This is a genomic window from Weissella ceti (assembly GCF_018394055.1).
GTDB classification, from domain to species: Bacteria; Bacillota; Bacilli; order Lactobacillales; family Lactobacillaceae; genus Weissella; species Weissella ceti.
Map to the genome: position 1 here is coordinate 1,059,522 of NZ_CP074441.1, position 17,469 is coordinate 1,076,990.

The following is a 17,469-nucleotide window of genomic DNA, read 5'->3' on the forward strand; positions in this document are numbered from 1 at the left end:
TTACTTATCAGCTGGGAACACAATGCCCGCTGATTGACGCAATGCTGTCAAAACTAGATTTACACGTTGACTAAGCATTAAGAGTTCATTATATTCTGTTTCAGTTTCAGCAGGGTTTTCTAGCATGTCTGCAAAGACAGCTGCTTCAACAACCATGGGGTTATCTGGCCCTGTTTGTGTCAATTCGTGACGTTCACCCGCTTCATCTATGTAGACTGCACCATCAAGTTCAGCAATGCTGTCTACGACGATTGTGTCCTTACGACCACGAATTTCTGTCTCTTGGTATGAGTTACTCATCTTACCAAATTCTGCCACCATGTTAAAGTCTTGGTACTTCAAGATCGCAGTTCCACGCCCATCAGCACCATTACGCAACAAAGTTGGGAAATAGTGACTTTCAGTTGGCAAACCAAACAACTTTACAATCGCATAAATTGGGTAAACACCCAAGTCAGTCAAAGCACCTGCACTGAATTCGCGGGTCAAAACATTTGGTTCTTCTCCAGCCAAGTAAGCATCAAAACGTGATGAGTACTTTTCGTAGACAAATGTTCCACCAGAAATGACCGGCATTTCCTTTACTTGCTTTTCAATTGCTTGGAAAGTTGGTTGGTAGATATGACGTGCTGCTTCAAACATACGAACATTAGGGTGTGTATGTAGCAAATCATAGATGGCTTCAAATTCAGTTGGGTTTGAGAAGATAGACTTTTCAACGATGATGCTAACATCATGTTCAATTGCCATCTTAGCTTGTTCAAAATGCAAACTGTTTGGTGAAGCGATGTACACAACTTCCACTCCACTAGCATAGAAGGCGTCCAAATCAGTAAAGATTTCGGCGTCGACATCTAAATCAGCTGCAAATGCAGCTCCCTTGTCAGCGTTACGTGAGTACACATGTGTTAACTCATAACGACCTGTTTGTGCAGCTGCCTCCACAAACATCTTTGTAATCCAATTTGTTCCAATAATACCTAATTTAAGTGTCATGTTGGTACTCCTTTTCAGTCCTTTAATTAAAGGCAGAATGCGTTAATCTGCTTGTCTCATTATAGCATATCAAAGCGATGAGACCGCTATTGCTCTACTGAACTACCCACTAATTGACCAAATAAAAAACAGCCTTAGTCCAACTTGAACAAAAGCTGTTTCTTAACTAAATTAGTTCTTTTCAAACACTGTGATTGATTCCACGTGTGTTGTTTGTGGGAATTGGTCAATTGGTTGTACATCACCCTTGATGTGGTAGCCGTTTTCAATAATTTGAACGGCGTCACGGGCCAATGTAGCTGGGTTACAGCTAATGTACACGATGCGTTCTGGTGCCATACCAGTAGCAGCAACGATCAATTCTTCAGTCAATCCCTTACGAGGAGGATCAACAAAGATTACGTCCGGCTTGACGTCAGCGTCTTGCCATTCGACCATCTTTTCTTCAGCCTTACCAAGTTCGAACTTAACGTTCTTGATGTTGTTAATGTCAGCGTTACGCTTAGCGTCATCAACGGCACCGGCAACAATTTCGACACCGATAACTTCCTTAACTTGGTCAGCAATGGCCAATGAGATAGTTCCGATACCTGAGTAGGCGTCGATTACTGTATCAGTAGCCTTCAATTCGGCCTTTTCAGCAGCCATTTCGTACAAACGTTCAGTCATTTGTGGGTTAACTTGGTAGAATGAGTTTGGCCCGATGGCGAAAGTCTTTCCTAGCAATTGGTCACGGATAGTTCCCTTACCCCAAAGGATGTTGTTCTTTTCACCCATGATAACGTTTGTCTTTTCTTGGTTAACGTTTTGTACGATTGACTTCACTTCAGGCAATGCTGCGCGAATGTCTTGTACAATAACTTCAGCCAATGGTAACTTCTTTGAACGAGTAACCAAAACAACCATCATTTCGTGGCTGTAGTATCCACGACGAACCATGATGTTACGGATAGTTCCCTTGTGAGTTTCTTCGTTGTACGCTTCAGTGTGGTACTTACGCAAGATATCACGAACAACTAAGATAGCTTCGTCAATCTTTGGATCTTGGATCAAGAAGTCTTCGATTTCAACCAAACGGTGTGATCCACGACGGTAGAAACCAGTCGTCAACAAGCCGTTGATTTCACGTGTAGGGATTTGAGCCTTATTACGGTAACCCCATGGGTTATCCATCCCCAAAGTTGGTGCGATTTCAACGTCAACGTGTTGCTTGTTGAAAACGTCCGCAACTTGCTTTTGCTTGTGCTTCAATTGTGCATCGTAGTTCAAGTGTGCCAAAGGCGCAATTCCAGTCAACAATGCGTTTGCTTCAATTTCATTATTACGGTCTGGTGATTCAACCAAGCGCTTGATTACACGTCCGAAGGCGTATGTACTTGCAACTTTAGTAACCCCAACCAATACGCGTTCTCCAGGAACAGCGTTCGTAACGAAGATAGGAAAATCGTCTAACTTAACGACTCCATTTCCTTCGTAAGTGATGTCGATAACATCAGCTTCAATTTCTTGATTCTTAACAACAGGTGCTTTACGTTTCATTTCATTTTCTCCTTTTGGTTTTTGCGACAACCATAAGTGCCTAGTATAGCATACTTTTCACTCAGCCCCTATACTATCTTCTTCGTTGATTATAATTCAATCAAATAAAAAAGCAGACCCTTAGGTCTGCTTTCAATTACATCGCGCGTAATGCGGCAATGCGCTTTTCCATTGGGGGGTGTGTATCAAACAATCCACTCAATGGTGATTCTTTCTTCAATGGGTCACCAATGTAAAGACCAGCACTTGAATCCGAAACGTTTTCTGGACGCATTGGTTCACTACTACTAATCTTTTCTAACGCTGAAATCATTGCTTGTGGGTTACGTGTCAATTCAACGGCCCCTGCATCAGCTAAGAATTCACGATTACGTGAAATCGCTAATTGAACAATTGTTGCTGCGATTGGTGCTAAGATCAATGCGGCAAATGACAAGATAATCCCGACAATGTTCGTTTCACGTTCATCATTGCGACGACTGCTCATCACCCAGAAGTTAGTCGCGAAGTTTCCAACCATTGCAATCGCAGCTGTTAATGCAACGGCTAGTGTTTGCAGACGGATATCGTAGTTCTTAACGTGTGCCATTTCATGCGCCATAACGGCTTCTAATTCAGCACGTGTTAGGCGTGACATAATCCCAGTTGTTGCCGCAACTGCTGCAGTTTCGGGATTATTTCCTGTCGCAAATGCATTAGGACTTGGATCATCAATGATAAAGACACGTGGCATAGGAACTTTCGCCACCATCGCCATATCTTCCACAATGTGCCATAGTTCTGGTGCTTGATTAGGTTCTGTGATTTCTTGGGCATTATTCATGCTCATAACAACTTCTGAAGATTGGCTAAACATGTATAGCGCGTATACAAGTGCACCAACTGATGTCATTAAGACACCACTGACAATGTTACCCCACATGAAGTAACCAAACGCCGCTCCAACAAGCGCCATGACCAAGAAAAATCCTAAGAAAAGAAGAATCGTATTACGTTTGTTTTGGGCAATTTGCTCAAATAACATCGCTTCCTCCTAATTACTTCCCATCGTCTCCAAATGAAACTGTTGGGACTGCCTTTTCTTCAGTTGGTGTTTCCAAGAAAGCTTCGGCCTTAAAGTTGTGCACCCCAGCAACGATATTCGTTGGGAATGTTTCCAGCTTTGTGTCGTAGCTTGAAACTGATGAATTGTACAATTGACGCGCGTATCCAATCTTGTTTTCAGTGTTTGTCAATTCTTCCATCAACTTGTTGTATTGTGTTGATGCCTTCAAATCTGGGTATGCTTCCGCAACAGCGAACACACTCTTCAAGCCTGATGACAATTCGTTAGAAAGAGCCATCATTTGTTCGTGATCCCCAGCAGGTACTTGTGTCAATTGATTACGCAAAGACACAACCTTTTCCAATGTTCCTTCTTCGAACTTAGCGTATCCCTTAACAGTTTCTACCAAGTTTGGAATCAAGTCATTACGGCGCTTCAATTGTACATCGATTTGACTCCATGATTCCTTAACGTACATGCGTGACTTAACTAGTCCGTTGTATGTGTTGATCCACATCATAACGATGATGACTAGTACAGCAATTAAAATCCAAATTAACATATGAATCTCCTTATTTTTGTTAAATAAATAGGCCTATTTCAGGATTACTTATTTTACGTGACGGTTCCACCATAGGTGTCCGATTGAAGTTGACAATAGAATTCCAGCAGATCCTAGACAGAACCCAGCTGAAACGTCTGATAGGTAATGTACACCAAGTGCAACACGTGACCAACAAACTAAAGCAATCATAGCAAAAGCAGTTAGTAATACCAATGTTCCAGTCAACATTGTTAGATGAGCAGCACGCATCATGTAAACCATTGTTAACCCTGCAACCAACCAAAAGAACGTGCTTGATAGCATTGCGTGTCCTGATGGGAAACTAAAGCCAATTTCATTTACCAAGTGGTACGCTGGACGTGGACGTTGGACCAAGTACTTAACTGACAAAGTCCCTACGCCACCAACAAGAAAGAATGTTCCGGCAAACCATTGTGCCAACGCTTTATCTTGCTTACGCCACATGTATGATGCCATGATAATCACGACAACAGATAGGACAATAAAGTTTCCAAATAGTGAAATAAACTCAGCGAAATGTGTACGAACCAAGCTACTTCCAGTGAAAATCATATCGTATCCAACAGCATCAATTCTTCCAATAAAGGGTGAATTGTGCCAAACACCCAAAAACAAAGTTAGGAAGGCCAAGATCAATAGACCCGCCAACGCAACAAACCATCGACGGTTAGTTTTAGAAAATTCCATGTAAATCACCTATTCATTTTATTCTATAATATTTAAGTTAACGTTATTCGACTTAAATAGCCCTAAAAGACTACTAATATCAACGTTACCAACTTTTTTTATTTCAAGCAAGATAAAATATTTTTTCTGCATCATTAAGTTAATTTAAATCGCTTTGTATCAGATATATCTTATAAGAAACACCGTATCAAAGCGATATGTGACTCACATAGTCGTAGAACATTTATCATCCTTTTTGACAAGGAACAGACCTTGTCAGATTTATTGATTGGGGTGTACTATAAAAGGGCAAAGAAAAAGCAGCAGGTGTGTCCGCACCTACTGCATCCAAGAATTTAAGTGTGATTTGTGTAACCGACTACTCTTCTGAGTAGTCGGTTTTCTTTTTCCTCTGTAGTCCTGACCTCCGTATAAAATCAGCCGTCGCTACTTTTATACAGAACGTTCCCAAAGCAAAAAGAATCATTGAACTAGCCATTGCACATTCAATTATCACTTTTACACTTAAAGATCCTTTCCATTTATTCATGTTCTTCACCTCCAAGAATTTAATGAACGAGAGATGTGGACACTCAAAATGGTCTAAACCTATTTCTTGGCATGATAGGTTACAGTTGTAAACTGCCCTACCACATGACTTAATATACTGTGTTTTGTATCCCAACGCTATCGCTAAAACTGCACGAAATCATGAGTAAAATCATACACCTATGTCATCATGTTTACACTGATTTGATTTTCATAATACGGTCAATATAAGTTCAGATATTGTGTATTCCGATTCTGAATTTTCGTGATTCTCTCTGTTTAATTTTTCTATCTTTATCAAAATTAAAATACAAAAAAGTCTAAGGTTGATCATGATCTCTGACCTCCTTAGACTCTTTATTTATTTTTCATCTCGCTTATAAGACGACGTATATTGCTTAAGAGATATACTCTGTTAATTATTTTTATTGCGTTGTAGTTCACGAACTTGCATGTGTACGTCTTTGTTCCCACGATCCATGACTTTAATTTCGTTCACGTGTTGAACAGCAACATATGCCCCTACCAAAAGACCGACAATAATCATTACCCAAGCTAATACCATTTTTTCAAAACGAACCGCTAACCACCCTAGCACAATTACGACAAGTGTTAGAATCGTCAACAGATACATCGTGTAATGGGCATTTGATCCAAGTGAATCTTGGTAAAAGAACACCTCTGATGTCCCCAATACAATCAGTAGTGTGTACATGATGAACAAAATTCCTGTACTCAATTTCTTCATTTTTACAATTCTCCTATTCCGATAACAATTATCTACTTTGTAATCCTTTTAACCCTCATCTATTTAATTTACCATTTTATTGGTCGACGATTTATTTCAACCTTTTCAATAGAACACATCATTTTAAATTAAAACGCACTTACATGCTTTTAGCCTTTATATGAACTATCCTCGATCACCTTACAGATTTAATAAACAAAAAATAAAACGCGATAATTTCTCACACCCGAGAACGTTATCGCGTTTTTTATATGTACAACAAGACATCATATTTCTTACTCATTGATAAGAGAATCGTTGTCTTAATCTTAGTTCGCATTAAGTGATTTTTCAATTGCTACCCAAGTTTCATCTGAAATAACTTGGCCATTTGCAACCATTAAGTCATTACGATCAGCGCGATTAACAATCGCCATCAAATCAATTGGTTCATTTTGTTTTGTATCGATGTTAAGACGCTTTTCAATTTCGTTCTTAATTAATGCAAAAGTTGCAATTTGATAATCACGATACTTTTCCTGTACGAAATCACTATCTGGTTGATCTAAATAGCCAAAAGGAATTTTAACCACGCTTTGGACACGCCAATTTGCATCCCCTTTCTTTGTTTTCAAACCAGCTGGTACACGATGATATTCAATCGTTACGACCGCACTAGCATCCAACGTGTTTGATGCATCTCCAGTTACCTTAACTGTTTGATATTCATCCCAACGAATTTTATTTGGATTACTCAAGTCAAACGGTTCTGCTGTAATGTCTGTTTCAAATTCAATTAATTCTTCTTCAGGCGCATCATATAAAAGCACATTCGTCGGCACATTTAACGCCTTAGCGACTTGTGCAATTGTTTCAAATTTGGGATTTCCTGTACGCCAACGGTACAGTGTCTTTTCACTCAAGCCAGCTTTCAGTGCAAGTTGGCTTAGTGACAAGCCTTGCAAATCCGCCAACTGCTTTGTTCTCATAAAAATATCCATCGTGGTCTCCTTAGCCTATTTCCACTAATCGTCAGTAGCTTATAATGCACATCTTTTTCCCAAAAAAACACCAACGTCAGTTGATGTTTTGAGGTTAATTATTATAGGTTTGTGTATTCAGCAATAGTTGCTTGAATAGCAGCCAATTCTTCTTCAGCCGCAGCTTGCGTGTTACCCTTTGTTCCAACGTAGAACTTAATCTTAGGTTCAGTTCCTGAAGGACGTACAGCAACCCAGCTACCGTCGATTAATTGGTACTTCACAACGTTAGCCTTTGGCAAGTCCAATGGTGTACTGATTTGTGTTGAAACTTGTGTGACTGTTTGCGCAGCAAAGTCTTCAACACGTTCAACTGGCACTCCACCAAATTCAGTAGGTGCTTCCGCACGGAACTTAGCCATCAACGCATTAATCTTGTCAGCCCCATCAATTCCGCTGAATGTTAGTGACTTCGTGTCTTCAACAAAGTAACCATAGTTTGCAAACAATTCTTGTAGCCCATCAAAGACTGTCTTACCTTGTGCCTTGTAGTAAGCGGCAACTTCAGCAAACAAGACAGTTGCTTGAACTGAATCCTTGTCACGAACGAAAGGCTTAACTAGGTAACCATATGATTCTTCAAATCCATACAAGAATGTACGACTGTTATCATCTTCGAATTGTTGAATCTTTTCAGCAATATACTTGAATCCAGTCAAGACATTCAACATTTCAACATTGTAGTGATCCGCAATAGCAGTTGCAAATTCTGATGACACAATTGACTTCACAACTGCACCGTTTGCTGGCAAACGATCGGCATCAGCCAGAGCAGTCAAAATATAGTTCAATGTGACAGCCGCAATTTGGTTTCCACTCAATAGTACGTACTCACCATCAGGTTGGCGAACTGCCACACCCATACGGTCAGCGTCTGGATCAACACCAATGACAACATCCGCGTTTTCCTTCTTGGCCAATTCAATTCCCATAGCCAAAGCCTTTGGGTCTTCTGGGTTTGGCAATTCAACTGTTGGGAAATCACCGTTTGGCGCCATTTGTTCTGGCACCATGATTACGTTTGTGAATCCTGCTTGTTCTAGCGCTGGTCCTGCTACCTTAGCACCAGTTCCGTGCAATGGTGAGTAAACCAACTTCATGTCAGCCCCTTCCGCAGCAATCAACTTCTTGTTGATTGAAACTGTGGCTACTTCAGCCAAGTAAGCTGCGTCAACATCTGCACCAATCATTGTTAACAATGGGTTTTCATCAAATGTTGCATCGTCGGCAACAGGTACTTCAAACATATCAGCTTCACGAATTGAAGCAGTAATGATGTCTGATTCTGCAGGTGGCATTTGACCACCATCTGTACCATAAATCTTGTATCCGTTGTACGCCTTTGGGTTGTGTGATGCTGTCAACATGATCCCAGCATATGCCCCTAGATGACGAACTGCAAATGACAATTCTGGTGTTGGACGCAATTCATCAAACAAGTATACCTTGATATTGTGCGCAACCAATACACGGGCTGCTTCACGCGCAAAGCGTGCTGAATTATGACGTGAGTCGTATGAAATCGCAACACCTTGTTCCTTAATGTCATCACCTTGTTGGTCCATCAAACGCGCCAATCCTTCAGTTGCTTGGCGGATTGTGTAGATGTTCATACGGTTGATTCCGGCTCCCATAATACCACGCATACCAGCTGTCCCAAATGATAGTGCTTGGTAAAATGCATCTTCGGCCAACTTTTCATCCCCGGCCAATTGAGCCATTTCTGTTTGCAAATCTTCTGGTAGGTTTTCACGTTCTGCCCAAACTTGATAATTTTCTTGCCAACTCATAATATTTCTCCCTTTTATTTGTTTCCTAAAATTTTGTAATTACTTCATAAAATCATGATCTACTGCTAGGTCAAACTCTGTACGAACAGTGTTTAACGCTGAATGGATAACTTGATCCATGTCGAAGTAACGATATTGTCCCAATCGTCCGCCAAACAAAACCTTGTCAGATAGCTGACGCGCTGCCTTCGCATATTCCTTATAAACGTTCATATTACGATCGTCATTCACTGGATAATACGCTTCTTCGTTGCGGTTCCATTCTTTAGGATATTCGCGTGTAATCACTGAGTATCCTTCATCAGACAATCCATCAAAATGTTTCCATTCCATAATACGTGTGTACGGTGTTTCAGCATCTGTATAGTTAATAACCGCATTACCTTGCACATTATCAACCTCATGTACTTCAGTTTTAAATTCAAGTGAGCGGTATTCCAATTCGCCGAATTCATACTTGAAGAATTGATCAATCATTCCTGTATATACGATTCGTGGGAATTCAGCCAAATAAGCTTCTTGATTAGTGAAGAAATCTGTATTTACTTGCACATCAATTAGTGGATGATCTAATAATTGATCAAAGATTTGTGTATATCCACCAATCGGAATTCCTTGATAACGATGATTAAAGTAATTGTTATCGTAGATAAAACGAACTGGTAGACGCTTGATAATAAACGCCGGCAATTCAGTCGCTTTACGTCCCCATTGCTTTTCAGTGTATCCTTTAATCAACTTTTCGTAGATATCGGTTCCAATCAAAGAAATGGCTTGATCTTCCAGGTTACGTGGTTCACGATCACCCATGGCTCCTAGCGCAGCTTGACGTTGTTCTTCAATCTTCGCTTGTGCTTCGGCAGGGGTCTTTGTGCCCCACATTTCATAGAATGTGTTCATGTTGAAAGGTAGGTTATATAGTTCACCCTTATAGTTTGCAATCACTTGGTTTTGATACCCATTAAATGGTGCAAATTGACGGATGTAATCCCACACTTCTTTATTATCTGTATGGAAAATGTGTGCGCCATAATCGTGCACCGTTACACCGTGATCAGTGTGTGTATACATGTTTCCACCGACGTGTTCACGCTTTTCAATGACTAAGACACGCTTATTTTGTTTTGCGGCTTCGTGTGCGAAAATGGCACCAAATGGTCCAGCTCCGACAACTAAATAATCATATTCTTTGTTATTTAACATAGTTTTCCCATTCTTAGTACGATTATCGACGATATTCGTCGATGCCAATTTCACTATTACCAATAGTATATAACATTCTATAAGTGATACCAAACAAAAAAGACTGCGTTTTCATTCGCAGTCTTTTCAAATTATTAAATTAAGTTCAAGCGGGCAAAAATATCGTCCACATGCTTCAAGTGCCAGTTGTAATCAAAGGCTTCATCGATTTCATCTTGAGTCAGACGTTCAGTGATTGTGTCGTTTGCTTCGACCAAATCCTTGAATTGTAGTTGTTCGTCCCATGAACGTGCAGTCAACGGTTGGACCGTATCGTATGCGCCTTCACGTGACATACCCTTATCAACCAACTTCAACAACAAACGTTGTGAGTAGATCAATCCATAAGTACGATCCATGTTGGCACGCATTGTGTCAGGGAATACTTGTAAGTTGTTCAAAATGTTTGTCATACGGTTCAACATGTAGTCCAAGACACTTGTTGCATCTGGCAAAATGATACGTTCAGCACTTGAGTGTGAAATATCACGTTCGTGCCACAATGGGACGTTTTCCATTGCAGTTACTGAGTAACCACGTAGGACACGTGACAATCCAACCACGTTTTCTGAACCGATTGGATTACGCTTGTGTGGCATTGCTGATGATCCCTTTTGTCCACCAGCAAAACCTTCTTCAACTTCATGAATTTCTGAACGTTGTAGTCCACGAATTTCAACGGCCAATTCTTCAATTGTTGTTCCGATAACGGCAATTGTTGATAGGTAGTCAGCATGTAGGTCACGAGGCAAGACTTGTGAACCAATTGGTTCTGGTGTCAAACCAAGTTCAGCCATCGCAACTTCTTCAACGTGTGGTGGCACATTGGCAAATGTTCCCACAGCACCAGACAACTTACCAGTTTCAACTGAATTAGCAACACGTTCAAAACGTTCAATGTTACGAACAGCTGCTTGGTAGAAACGAGCCATTACCAAACCAAATGTTGTTGGTTCAGCGTGCACACCGTGTGTACGTCCCATCATTACAGTGTCCTTGTAGGCCAAAGCAATCTTTGCCAATGCATCACGGTATGCAACAAGGTCAGCCTTGATGATGTCGTTAGCTTGACGCAAACGTAGCGCTTGTGCAGTGTCAACAACGTCAGTTGATGTCAAACCATAGTGAATCCACTTACGTTCGTCACCCAATGATTCAGAGACGTTACGTGTAAAGGCCACAACATCATGACGTGTTTCGGCTTCAATTTCTGCAATACGTTCTGCATCAAACTTTGCATTTTCACGAATTTTGATCAAATCAGCTTCGGGAATCATACCTTCAACAACCCAACCGGCTGTTACTGCGATTTCAACATCTAACCAACTTTGGTATTGGTTTTCTTGAGACCATACTGCGCGCATGGCTGGTCGTGTATAACGTTCAATCATCCTTAATCACCTGTCTCTTTCAAAATACGAACATTCTTTATTGATAAACATAATTATACACGCTTTCTACGTTAATGAATAGGTTAAACGATTAACTTTTGCAATAAAACCGAATTTAATCTGAAATTAAATCTTTTCTATGACCTCAAAACACGAACATTCTATTTTTTTGTTTTGTTTAATTAAAACGGCGCCACCACATTGTAAACGTTTACATTTTAAGTAAGTTTATCTATTATTAATATGTATAGCCCTATAAAACACTAGGAGGAACAACAATTGACTAAAATAGCTGTAATCTCAGATATCCATGGTAACCAAACTGCTTTTGAGGCAGTCATTGACGACATTAAATCAGAAAATGTTTCAGAAACGTGGTTTTTAGGTGACTTATTTTTACCTGGACCTGCAGGAAATGATTTGATCCCCTTGTTAGAAGAAATTAACACTACAGTATTGCTACGTGGAAATTGGGACGATGTTTTATTGAAAATAGTTGACCATCCTGATCAGTACAACAGTGATGATCCTTCTGATGTTTATATGGGGTTACTGTCAAAGTATCTATCTGAAAAACTAAACGATCAATATATTTCAATCATTCGAGGTGCCCCTATCCAGACAAATAAAACTATCCATCATTTAAATTTCACACTATCACATAATGAAAAAGCTAATAACGGCGGCCCAAAACTTGTCCCTACCTCACCGACTGATAATTTCGAACCTTTATTCGAAAACGAGAGTGTGGATGTTGCGATTTATGCACACACGCACCATCAATTGTTCAGATATACACAAAACGATCAACTAATCCTTAATCCCGGGTCTATTGGCGAACCCTTTTTTAAACATGCGAGTCTGAATAAAGATCGTCGTGCGCAATATACTATTTTAGATATTGATGACACAGGAATTAAAGACATTCACTTCAAAAAAGTTGCGTATGATATCAAAGCCGAAATTTTAAAGTCTGAGCAAGAAGCATTACCTTACATTGATTTGTATGATCGCCTTCTGAATCAAGGAATAAGCCCTACTCAAGACAAAGAATTGTTGCAATCTGTAAATGAGGCGAATGAGTTCAAGGAAATGTTTCAAGATATTCTTAACGCACTGAAATAAAAGGATGTCTTTCTTAAGAATATGTACGTTTTGAGAACCATCAATACATGGAAGTCGTGGCAGATTATTATGCACATCACTTAATCTATCAATAATCTCGCTATCTTTAATGTTTTAAATTAATTAAACATAAAATAAAACCTCGTTAATTGATCATATCGACCAACTGACGAGGTTTTATGTGCATCTCCTAGGAGATGCTTTTATTTAACTAAAATTACTTTGACTTAGCCTTAGCTTCATCAGCCTTCTTAGTTGCAGCAGCTTGAGTGTATGTGCTCAAAACGTTCTTCAAGTCCTTGTCCTTGATGTTAACTTCTGCCTTACCCAATTCTTCACCAACAATCGCATCAACAGTGTTCTTGTCTGCTTGGGCTGCCTTGATCTTACCATCCTTCATTTGGTCCTTAACGTCTTCAAATGACTTCTTGTCGTCACGTGAGTTCATCTTGATAACCGCATATCCAGTAGCTGTCTTAACAGGCTTCTTTGTGTATTCGTCCTTCTTCAAAGCAAAGGCTGCTTCGTTAAAGTCCTTTTCTTGTGTCGTTGTGTATGAGTTAAAGGCTTCCATCTTTCCACCTTCAGCTGCTTCTGCACTCTTTGATTCCTTCTTAGCGATTTCAGCGAAGTTACCCTTGTCATCAAGCTTCTTGATGATCTTTTCGGCATCTTCCTTCTTTTCTACGTTGATTACAGAAACGTTTACGTTAGGCGTAAAGTTGTCATAATCAGCCTTCAAAGTCTTATCTGAAACGTCAGTGTTAGCCGCTACAGCAGCTTCCTTCAACATTTGTAGCTTAACGGCTGACTTGAACATGTCAGCTGTCATTCCAGCTGATTGTAGTTGTTGTTCAAACATGTCTCCCATGTTCTTACGTTCTTCATCGTACTTCTTGTTAACGTCCTTATCAGAAACATCCTTACCGTAAGCCTTTTCCAACACTTCAATAACGATCATATCTGACAATGCCTTTTGGCCAGTAGGTGTGTTCTTGATATTGTCGTAGAACGCAGCTTCACTTACTTGTCCATCCTTAGTTGTCGCGATACTAGTTTGACCAGCAGATCCCCATACAGCAAGTCCTACTCCCGCACCCAATACGACGACTACCGCAATAAATTTCTTCCACATAGCTAATTCAGCCTCTTTTCTCTTACTTAGTTATTGTTACAGTGTATCATATTTTAACTCTGTACACCTAAATGTCACGCATCAAAAACTTCATAACGTGCCCCTAGGCCAAAGCGCCCATTATCTAATGCATGTTGCAATTGGAAATGGACTTTCATTTCTTCGTCTTCATAGGTCAACTTACCACCCGCGTGTTGCCAGTCGACTGCTGGTAACTTGGCTAACAATGCCAAGTCTTCTGCAGTCATTTGATCAAGCATTGCACGAACTGATAGACGCATAAAGCCAACACCAGTTACCTTTTCTAAGAAAGCAACATGCGTAAATGGCATTGGTAGAATACCATCCTTAGTTAACGCTGTGCAGTCATTAAAGTCAGTAACTTCACCTTGGTACAGTCCTGGAGCAATTAAATCTACATCCGGAATTGGCATTTCTGAAACCAGATGTTGGTCAGCTGGATCCATCACAATATGTGCATTGGTTTGGCGACTAACACCGATTGGGTACAATTGCTTCCCATCGTAGAAGTAATTCAACAAGTGCTTTTCGGCCTCAACCGGCAAAGTTGTCGTCAAATACTTATTGCGCGGGATAACTTGCACATTCAAGCCAGCTTCTTGCAAACTTTGAATCAACTTCATGCGATTACCAGGTACAAAGACACGCGTAGGCTTTTCAATGTCGACCACATTCATAATGTCAGAGATTTCCAAAGGTTCAAAATAACGTTTGTCGCTTAATTCCGGCATAAACATTAAGTCATGCGGGTTGTTATTCATCAAAATTGTTTTGATACCTTGACGCTTAATTTCATCCGCTACGGATGCCATCACGTATGATGAAGCCCCGCCATCCCCAAGGCGGAAGGCTCCAGTTCCGATAATTAATGCACTGTCATCCCCCAACTGTTCACTCTCGTTTTCAAATTCGAATGTTGAGTAATATTGCGTCACTGCTTCTTCAAATTCTCCAGCTGATGGCTCAAATGCTTTATAAGTTGGTAGAATTTCGTTTTCTAAACGGAAACGACGCACATCTTCATAGTCAGCATCCCACAAACGGGCAACTAACCCATCAGATAGCCCGTAGTATTTCGCCGTACGTAACATTTCTGTATCCCATGGTTGTTGTGGAATAGTTTGTTCTAACTTCATGATATTTTCTAGTTTATAGAAGTAGAATGCATCAATCTTTGTTAGCTCAACCAATTCATCAACGGTATAACCACGACGAATCGCTTCTAGTAATAGAAGAACACGGTTATCACGGGGATGTAGCAATTGTTCAATAATTTGGTTATCAGTCAGCGCATTCATCAACGTTGGTGAAAAACTCAAGTTATTGAAGTGTGCCGCACGAATCGCCTTTTCTAAGGCTTCTTCTACACTACGTCCCACCCCGATGGTTGTTCCAACAGACTTTTGAATTGTATCCAAACGATTTGCTGTTAGCACATTGGCATTTTCCAATTCACGGAAAGCGAACGCTGGGAAACGAACCGCAACGTGATCCATGGTTGGCTCTAACAAGGCAGTATGTTCTGCATAAACGTCAGAAATTCGAATCTTGTCTAGACGTTCACCCATCATTACACCAGTCATAACTGGAATTAGTGGGTACCCCGTCGCAGCGGTAATAATCGATGTCTTGCGTGCAAAGAAAGGAATCACACGTGTAATCACGTATTCATCTTCTTCCGGTTGAATCGCAAAACGAACTTCTAGAATTCCTTCAACGTCAAACCCACGTGCAACCTTAAAGGCAGCCTCACGTAATGTTTGGAATGCTGGATCAGACAATGTTTGAACCGGCGTAATTGCAATTGAATCTCCTGAATGAATCCCAAATGGGTCAAGATCTTCCATGCCACCAATTAACAAGGTTGTGTCACGTTCATCACGCATCACCAACAAGTCAATTTCACGGTAACCGTAAATACTTTTATCAATACTTACTTGATGCGTTAGTGATTGCTCCAAACAAACCGCAGCTACTTGATCTAGCTCTGCCGCATCTTCGGCTTGCAGACGTGTGCTAACTCCACGTGATGCCACAGGGCGGACAACAACGGGAAAGTCTAGTTCTCGCGCAACGTCAAATACTTCTGACTGCGTACTCGCAATGCGCGTTTGGATGTATGGCAAACCTAACTTCGCCAAACGTTCTTGCAAGTATTTAGAATTTTGGGCTGCTTCCATTACGGCCAAAGAAGGTCCTAAGATACGTGGGCTTTGTTCCCCTAACACTTCAACTAAGTCAGTCGCTAGGTTAATTGCCGTCATCCCCCCAACGGTTGGCGCAATGGCAGTGATTGCTTCTTCAATAATGATCTTAACTAATTTTTCAGTTGTTAATTCAGACACAATGAACTTAATGCCTGGATGTGTTGCCGCAAAACTATACGGATTATCATCCACATACAGCACGCTGCATTCACGACGTAATAGTTCATCAATCATTTCATAGCTGGCCATGTCACTTTCAGTGGCACGTCCAAATCCATCCGCGGAACTACCAATTAGTAGAATACGTTCGCTCATATACGGTAACCTCCTCGTCGGTCAGTAACCACTTCCATGAAGTCATCAAACGGTTGGACCGCTTCCGCAGGTCCTGGCGCTGTGTCTGGAAAGAATTGCACACTAAAGGCCGGATAGTCACGGTGCCGCAATCCTTGAATTGACCCATCAGTCAAATCAACGTGGGTTACGATCATGTTCTTACCTCTCAAGCTAGCCGGATCCACTTGGTACCCTTCTGCTTGCGTTGCATACATAATTTGGTTCGAAATTTGTTCTCGAATTGGGTGGTTCATCCCATGATGTTCGCTTGCCATACGTGACAAAGAAACCCCATTCGCTAACGCAAACAATTCATGTCCCAAGCCAATTCCAAACAATGGTACCTTTTCTTGGAATTCACGAATCAACGCCAAGATGCTTTCGGGTACAACGTGTGGATCACCAGGTCCAGATGAGAACACGATCCCGTCAGGATCCAAGTTAGATACATCATCACTCGTTGCGTTATATGGTAAGACCGTAACGTTCGCATCGTAATCGTTTAATAGACGCAAAATACCACTCTTCAAACCAAAATCAATCACAATAACATTAGTCTTACGACCTGGATTAACATACGCACGCGGCGTCGATGTTTGTTGGATTTGTTGACTCGTTAACACCATCGCGCGTAATTGATCAAATGCATGTTCATCGGCATTATCTACAATTGATGCTTTTTGTGCGCCACTTTCTCGTAGATGACGAGTTAGAGCTCGTGTATCCACTTGGGCAATTCCTGGAATATTATGACGCTTCAAAAATTCATGTAAACTCATTGAACGTAAACGGTTCGTTGAAACTTCTGCTAAAGAACGGACCACAATTCCCTTAACCATTGGTCCGATAGCTTCGTCGGCACGGTGGTTAATCCCGGCCGCACCAATTGTTGGCATTGTAAAAGCCACAATTTGGTTATGATAAATTGGATTGGTCATGATCTCTTGGTAACCCGTCATCGCCGTGTGGAAAAAGATTTCTCCTGACGCGCTTGTGGGTGCACCAAAAGCTACTCCTTCAAATACCGTTCCGTCTTGTAAAATTAAATATCGTTTTGCCATGATACCGTTCGTA

Annotated in this window: 14 protein-coding genes; 1 reads left to right on the plus strand and 13 read right to left on the minus strand. The window is 40.8% G+C overall.

The features are described from left to right. From KHQ31_RS05530 to purB, 10 genes are all read right to left on the minus strand, one after another. Complete coding sequence (locus KHQ31_RS05530; protein WP_213408611.1) at window positions 1–996, minus strand: Gfo/Idh/MocA family protein; 996 nt, start codon at window positions 994–996, stop codon at window positions 1–3. Window positions 997–1,167: 171 nt separating this feature from the next. Next, window positions 1,168–2,535, minus strand: a complete 1,368-nt coding sequence (gene rlmD, locus KHQ31_RS05535; RefSeq protein WP_213408612.1) for a 23S rRNA (uracil(1939)-C(5))-methyltransferase RlmD — start codon at window positions 2,533–2,535, stop codon at window positions 1,168–1,170. A gap of 136 nt (window positions 2,536–2,671) precedes the next feature. After that, window positions 2,672–3,559 carry a zinc metalloprotease HtpX gene (gene htpX / locus KHQ31_RS05540; protein ID WP_213408613.1) on the minus strand — a complete coding sequence of 296 codons (888 nt, stop codon included), beginning with the start codon at window positions 3,557–3,559 and terminating at the stop codon, window positions 2,672–2,674. A gap of 13 nt (window positions 3,560–3,572) precedes the next feature. Next, complete coding sequence (locus KHQ31_RS05545; protein ID WP_213408614.1) at window positions 3,573–4,142, minus strand: LemA family protein; 570 nt, start codon at window positions 4,140–4,142, stop codon at window positions 3,573–3,575. Window positions 4,143–4,190: 48 nt separating this feature from the next. Next, complete coding sequence (locus KHQ31_RS05550; protein WP_213408615.1) at window positions 4,191–4,853, minus strand: phosphatase PAP2 family protein; 663 nt, start codon at window positions 4,851–4,853, stop codon at window positions 4,191–4,193. A 943-nt stretch (window positions 4,854–5,796) separates the two neighbouring features. Continuing rightward, the gene (locus tag KHQ31_RS05555; protein WP_213408616.1) at window positions 5,797–6,129 is read right to left on the minus strand and encodes a hypothetical protein; all 333 of its coding nucleotides are present in this window, start codon (window positions 6,127–6,129) and stop codon (window positions 5,797–5,799) included. 308 nt (window positions 6,130–6,437) lie between these two features. Beyond that, window positions 6,438–7,109, minus strand: coding sequence for a helix-turn-helix domain-containing protein (locus KHQ31_RS05560; protein ID WP_213408617.1), 672 nt, complete (start codon window positions 7,107–7,109; stop codon window positions 6,438–6,440). A gap of 101 nt (window positions 7,110–7,210) precedes the next feature. After that, window positions 7,211–8,938: a phospho-sugar mutase gene (locus KHQ31_RS05565; protein ID WP_213408618.1), complete on the minus strand. Its 1,728-nt coding sequence runs from the start codon at window positions 8,936–8,938 to the stop codon at window positions 7,211–7,213. Window positions 8,939–8,977: 39 nt separating this feature from the next. Continuing rightward, window positions 8,978–10,141, minus strand: a complete 1,164-nt coding sequence (gene glf, locus KHQ31_RS05570; protein WP_213408619.1) for a UDP-galactopyranose mutase — start codon at window positions 10,139–10,141, stop codon at window positions 8,978–8,980. A 134-nt stretch (window positions 10,142–10,275) separates the two neighbouring features. Then, window positions 10,276–11,571 (minus strand): adenylosuccinate lyase, encoded by a 1,296-nt coding sequence (gene purB / locus KHQ31_RS05575; RefSeq protein ID WP_213408620.1) that lies wholly within the window; start codon window positions 11,569–11,571, stop codon window positions 10,276–10,278. Window positions 11,572–11,850: 279 nt separating this feature from the next. On the opposite strand from purB, the gene KHQ31_RS05580 reads away from it, so the two are divergent. Then, the gene (locus tag KHQ31_RS05580; RefSeq protein ID WP_213408621.1) at window positions 11,851–12,696 is read left to right on the plus strand and encodes a metallophosphoesterase family protein; all 846 of its coding nucleotides are present in this window, start codon (window positions 11,851–11,853) and stop codon (window positions 12,694–12,696) included. 217 nt (window positions 12,697–12,913) lie between these two features. On the opposite strand, the gene KHQ31_RS05585 is transcribed toward KHQ31_RS05580, so the two are convergent. The 3 genes from KHQ31_RS05585 to KHQ31_RS05595 form a co-directional block, all read right to left on the minus strand. Then, window positions 12,914–13,831, minus strand: a complete 918-nt coding sequence (locus tag KHQ31_RS05585) for a peptidylprolyl isomerase (protein WP_213408622.1) — start codon at window positions 13,829–13,831, stop codon at window positions 12,914–12,916. A gap of 74 nt (window positions 13,832–13,905) precedes the next feature. Further along, on the minus strand, window positions 13,906–16,374 hold the full coding sequence (locus tag KHQ31_RS05590) for an ATP-binding protein (protein ID WP_213408623.1): 2,469 nt from the start codon (window positions 16,372–16,374) through the stop codon (window positions 13,906–13,908). Beyond that, window positions 16,371–17,456: a carbamoyl phosphate synthase small subunit gene (locus KHQ31_RS05595; protein WP_213408624.1), complete on the minus strand. Its 1,086-nt coding sequence runs from the start codon at window positions 17,454–17,456 to the stop codon at window positions 16,371–16,373. The genes KHQ31_RS05590 and KHQ31_RS05595 overlap by 4 nt, the downstream gene beginning before the upstream one ends. Window positions 17,457–17,469: the final 13 nt, after the last annotated feature.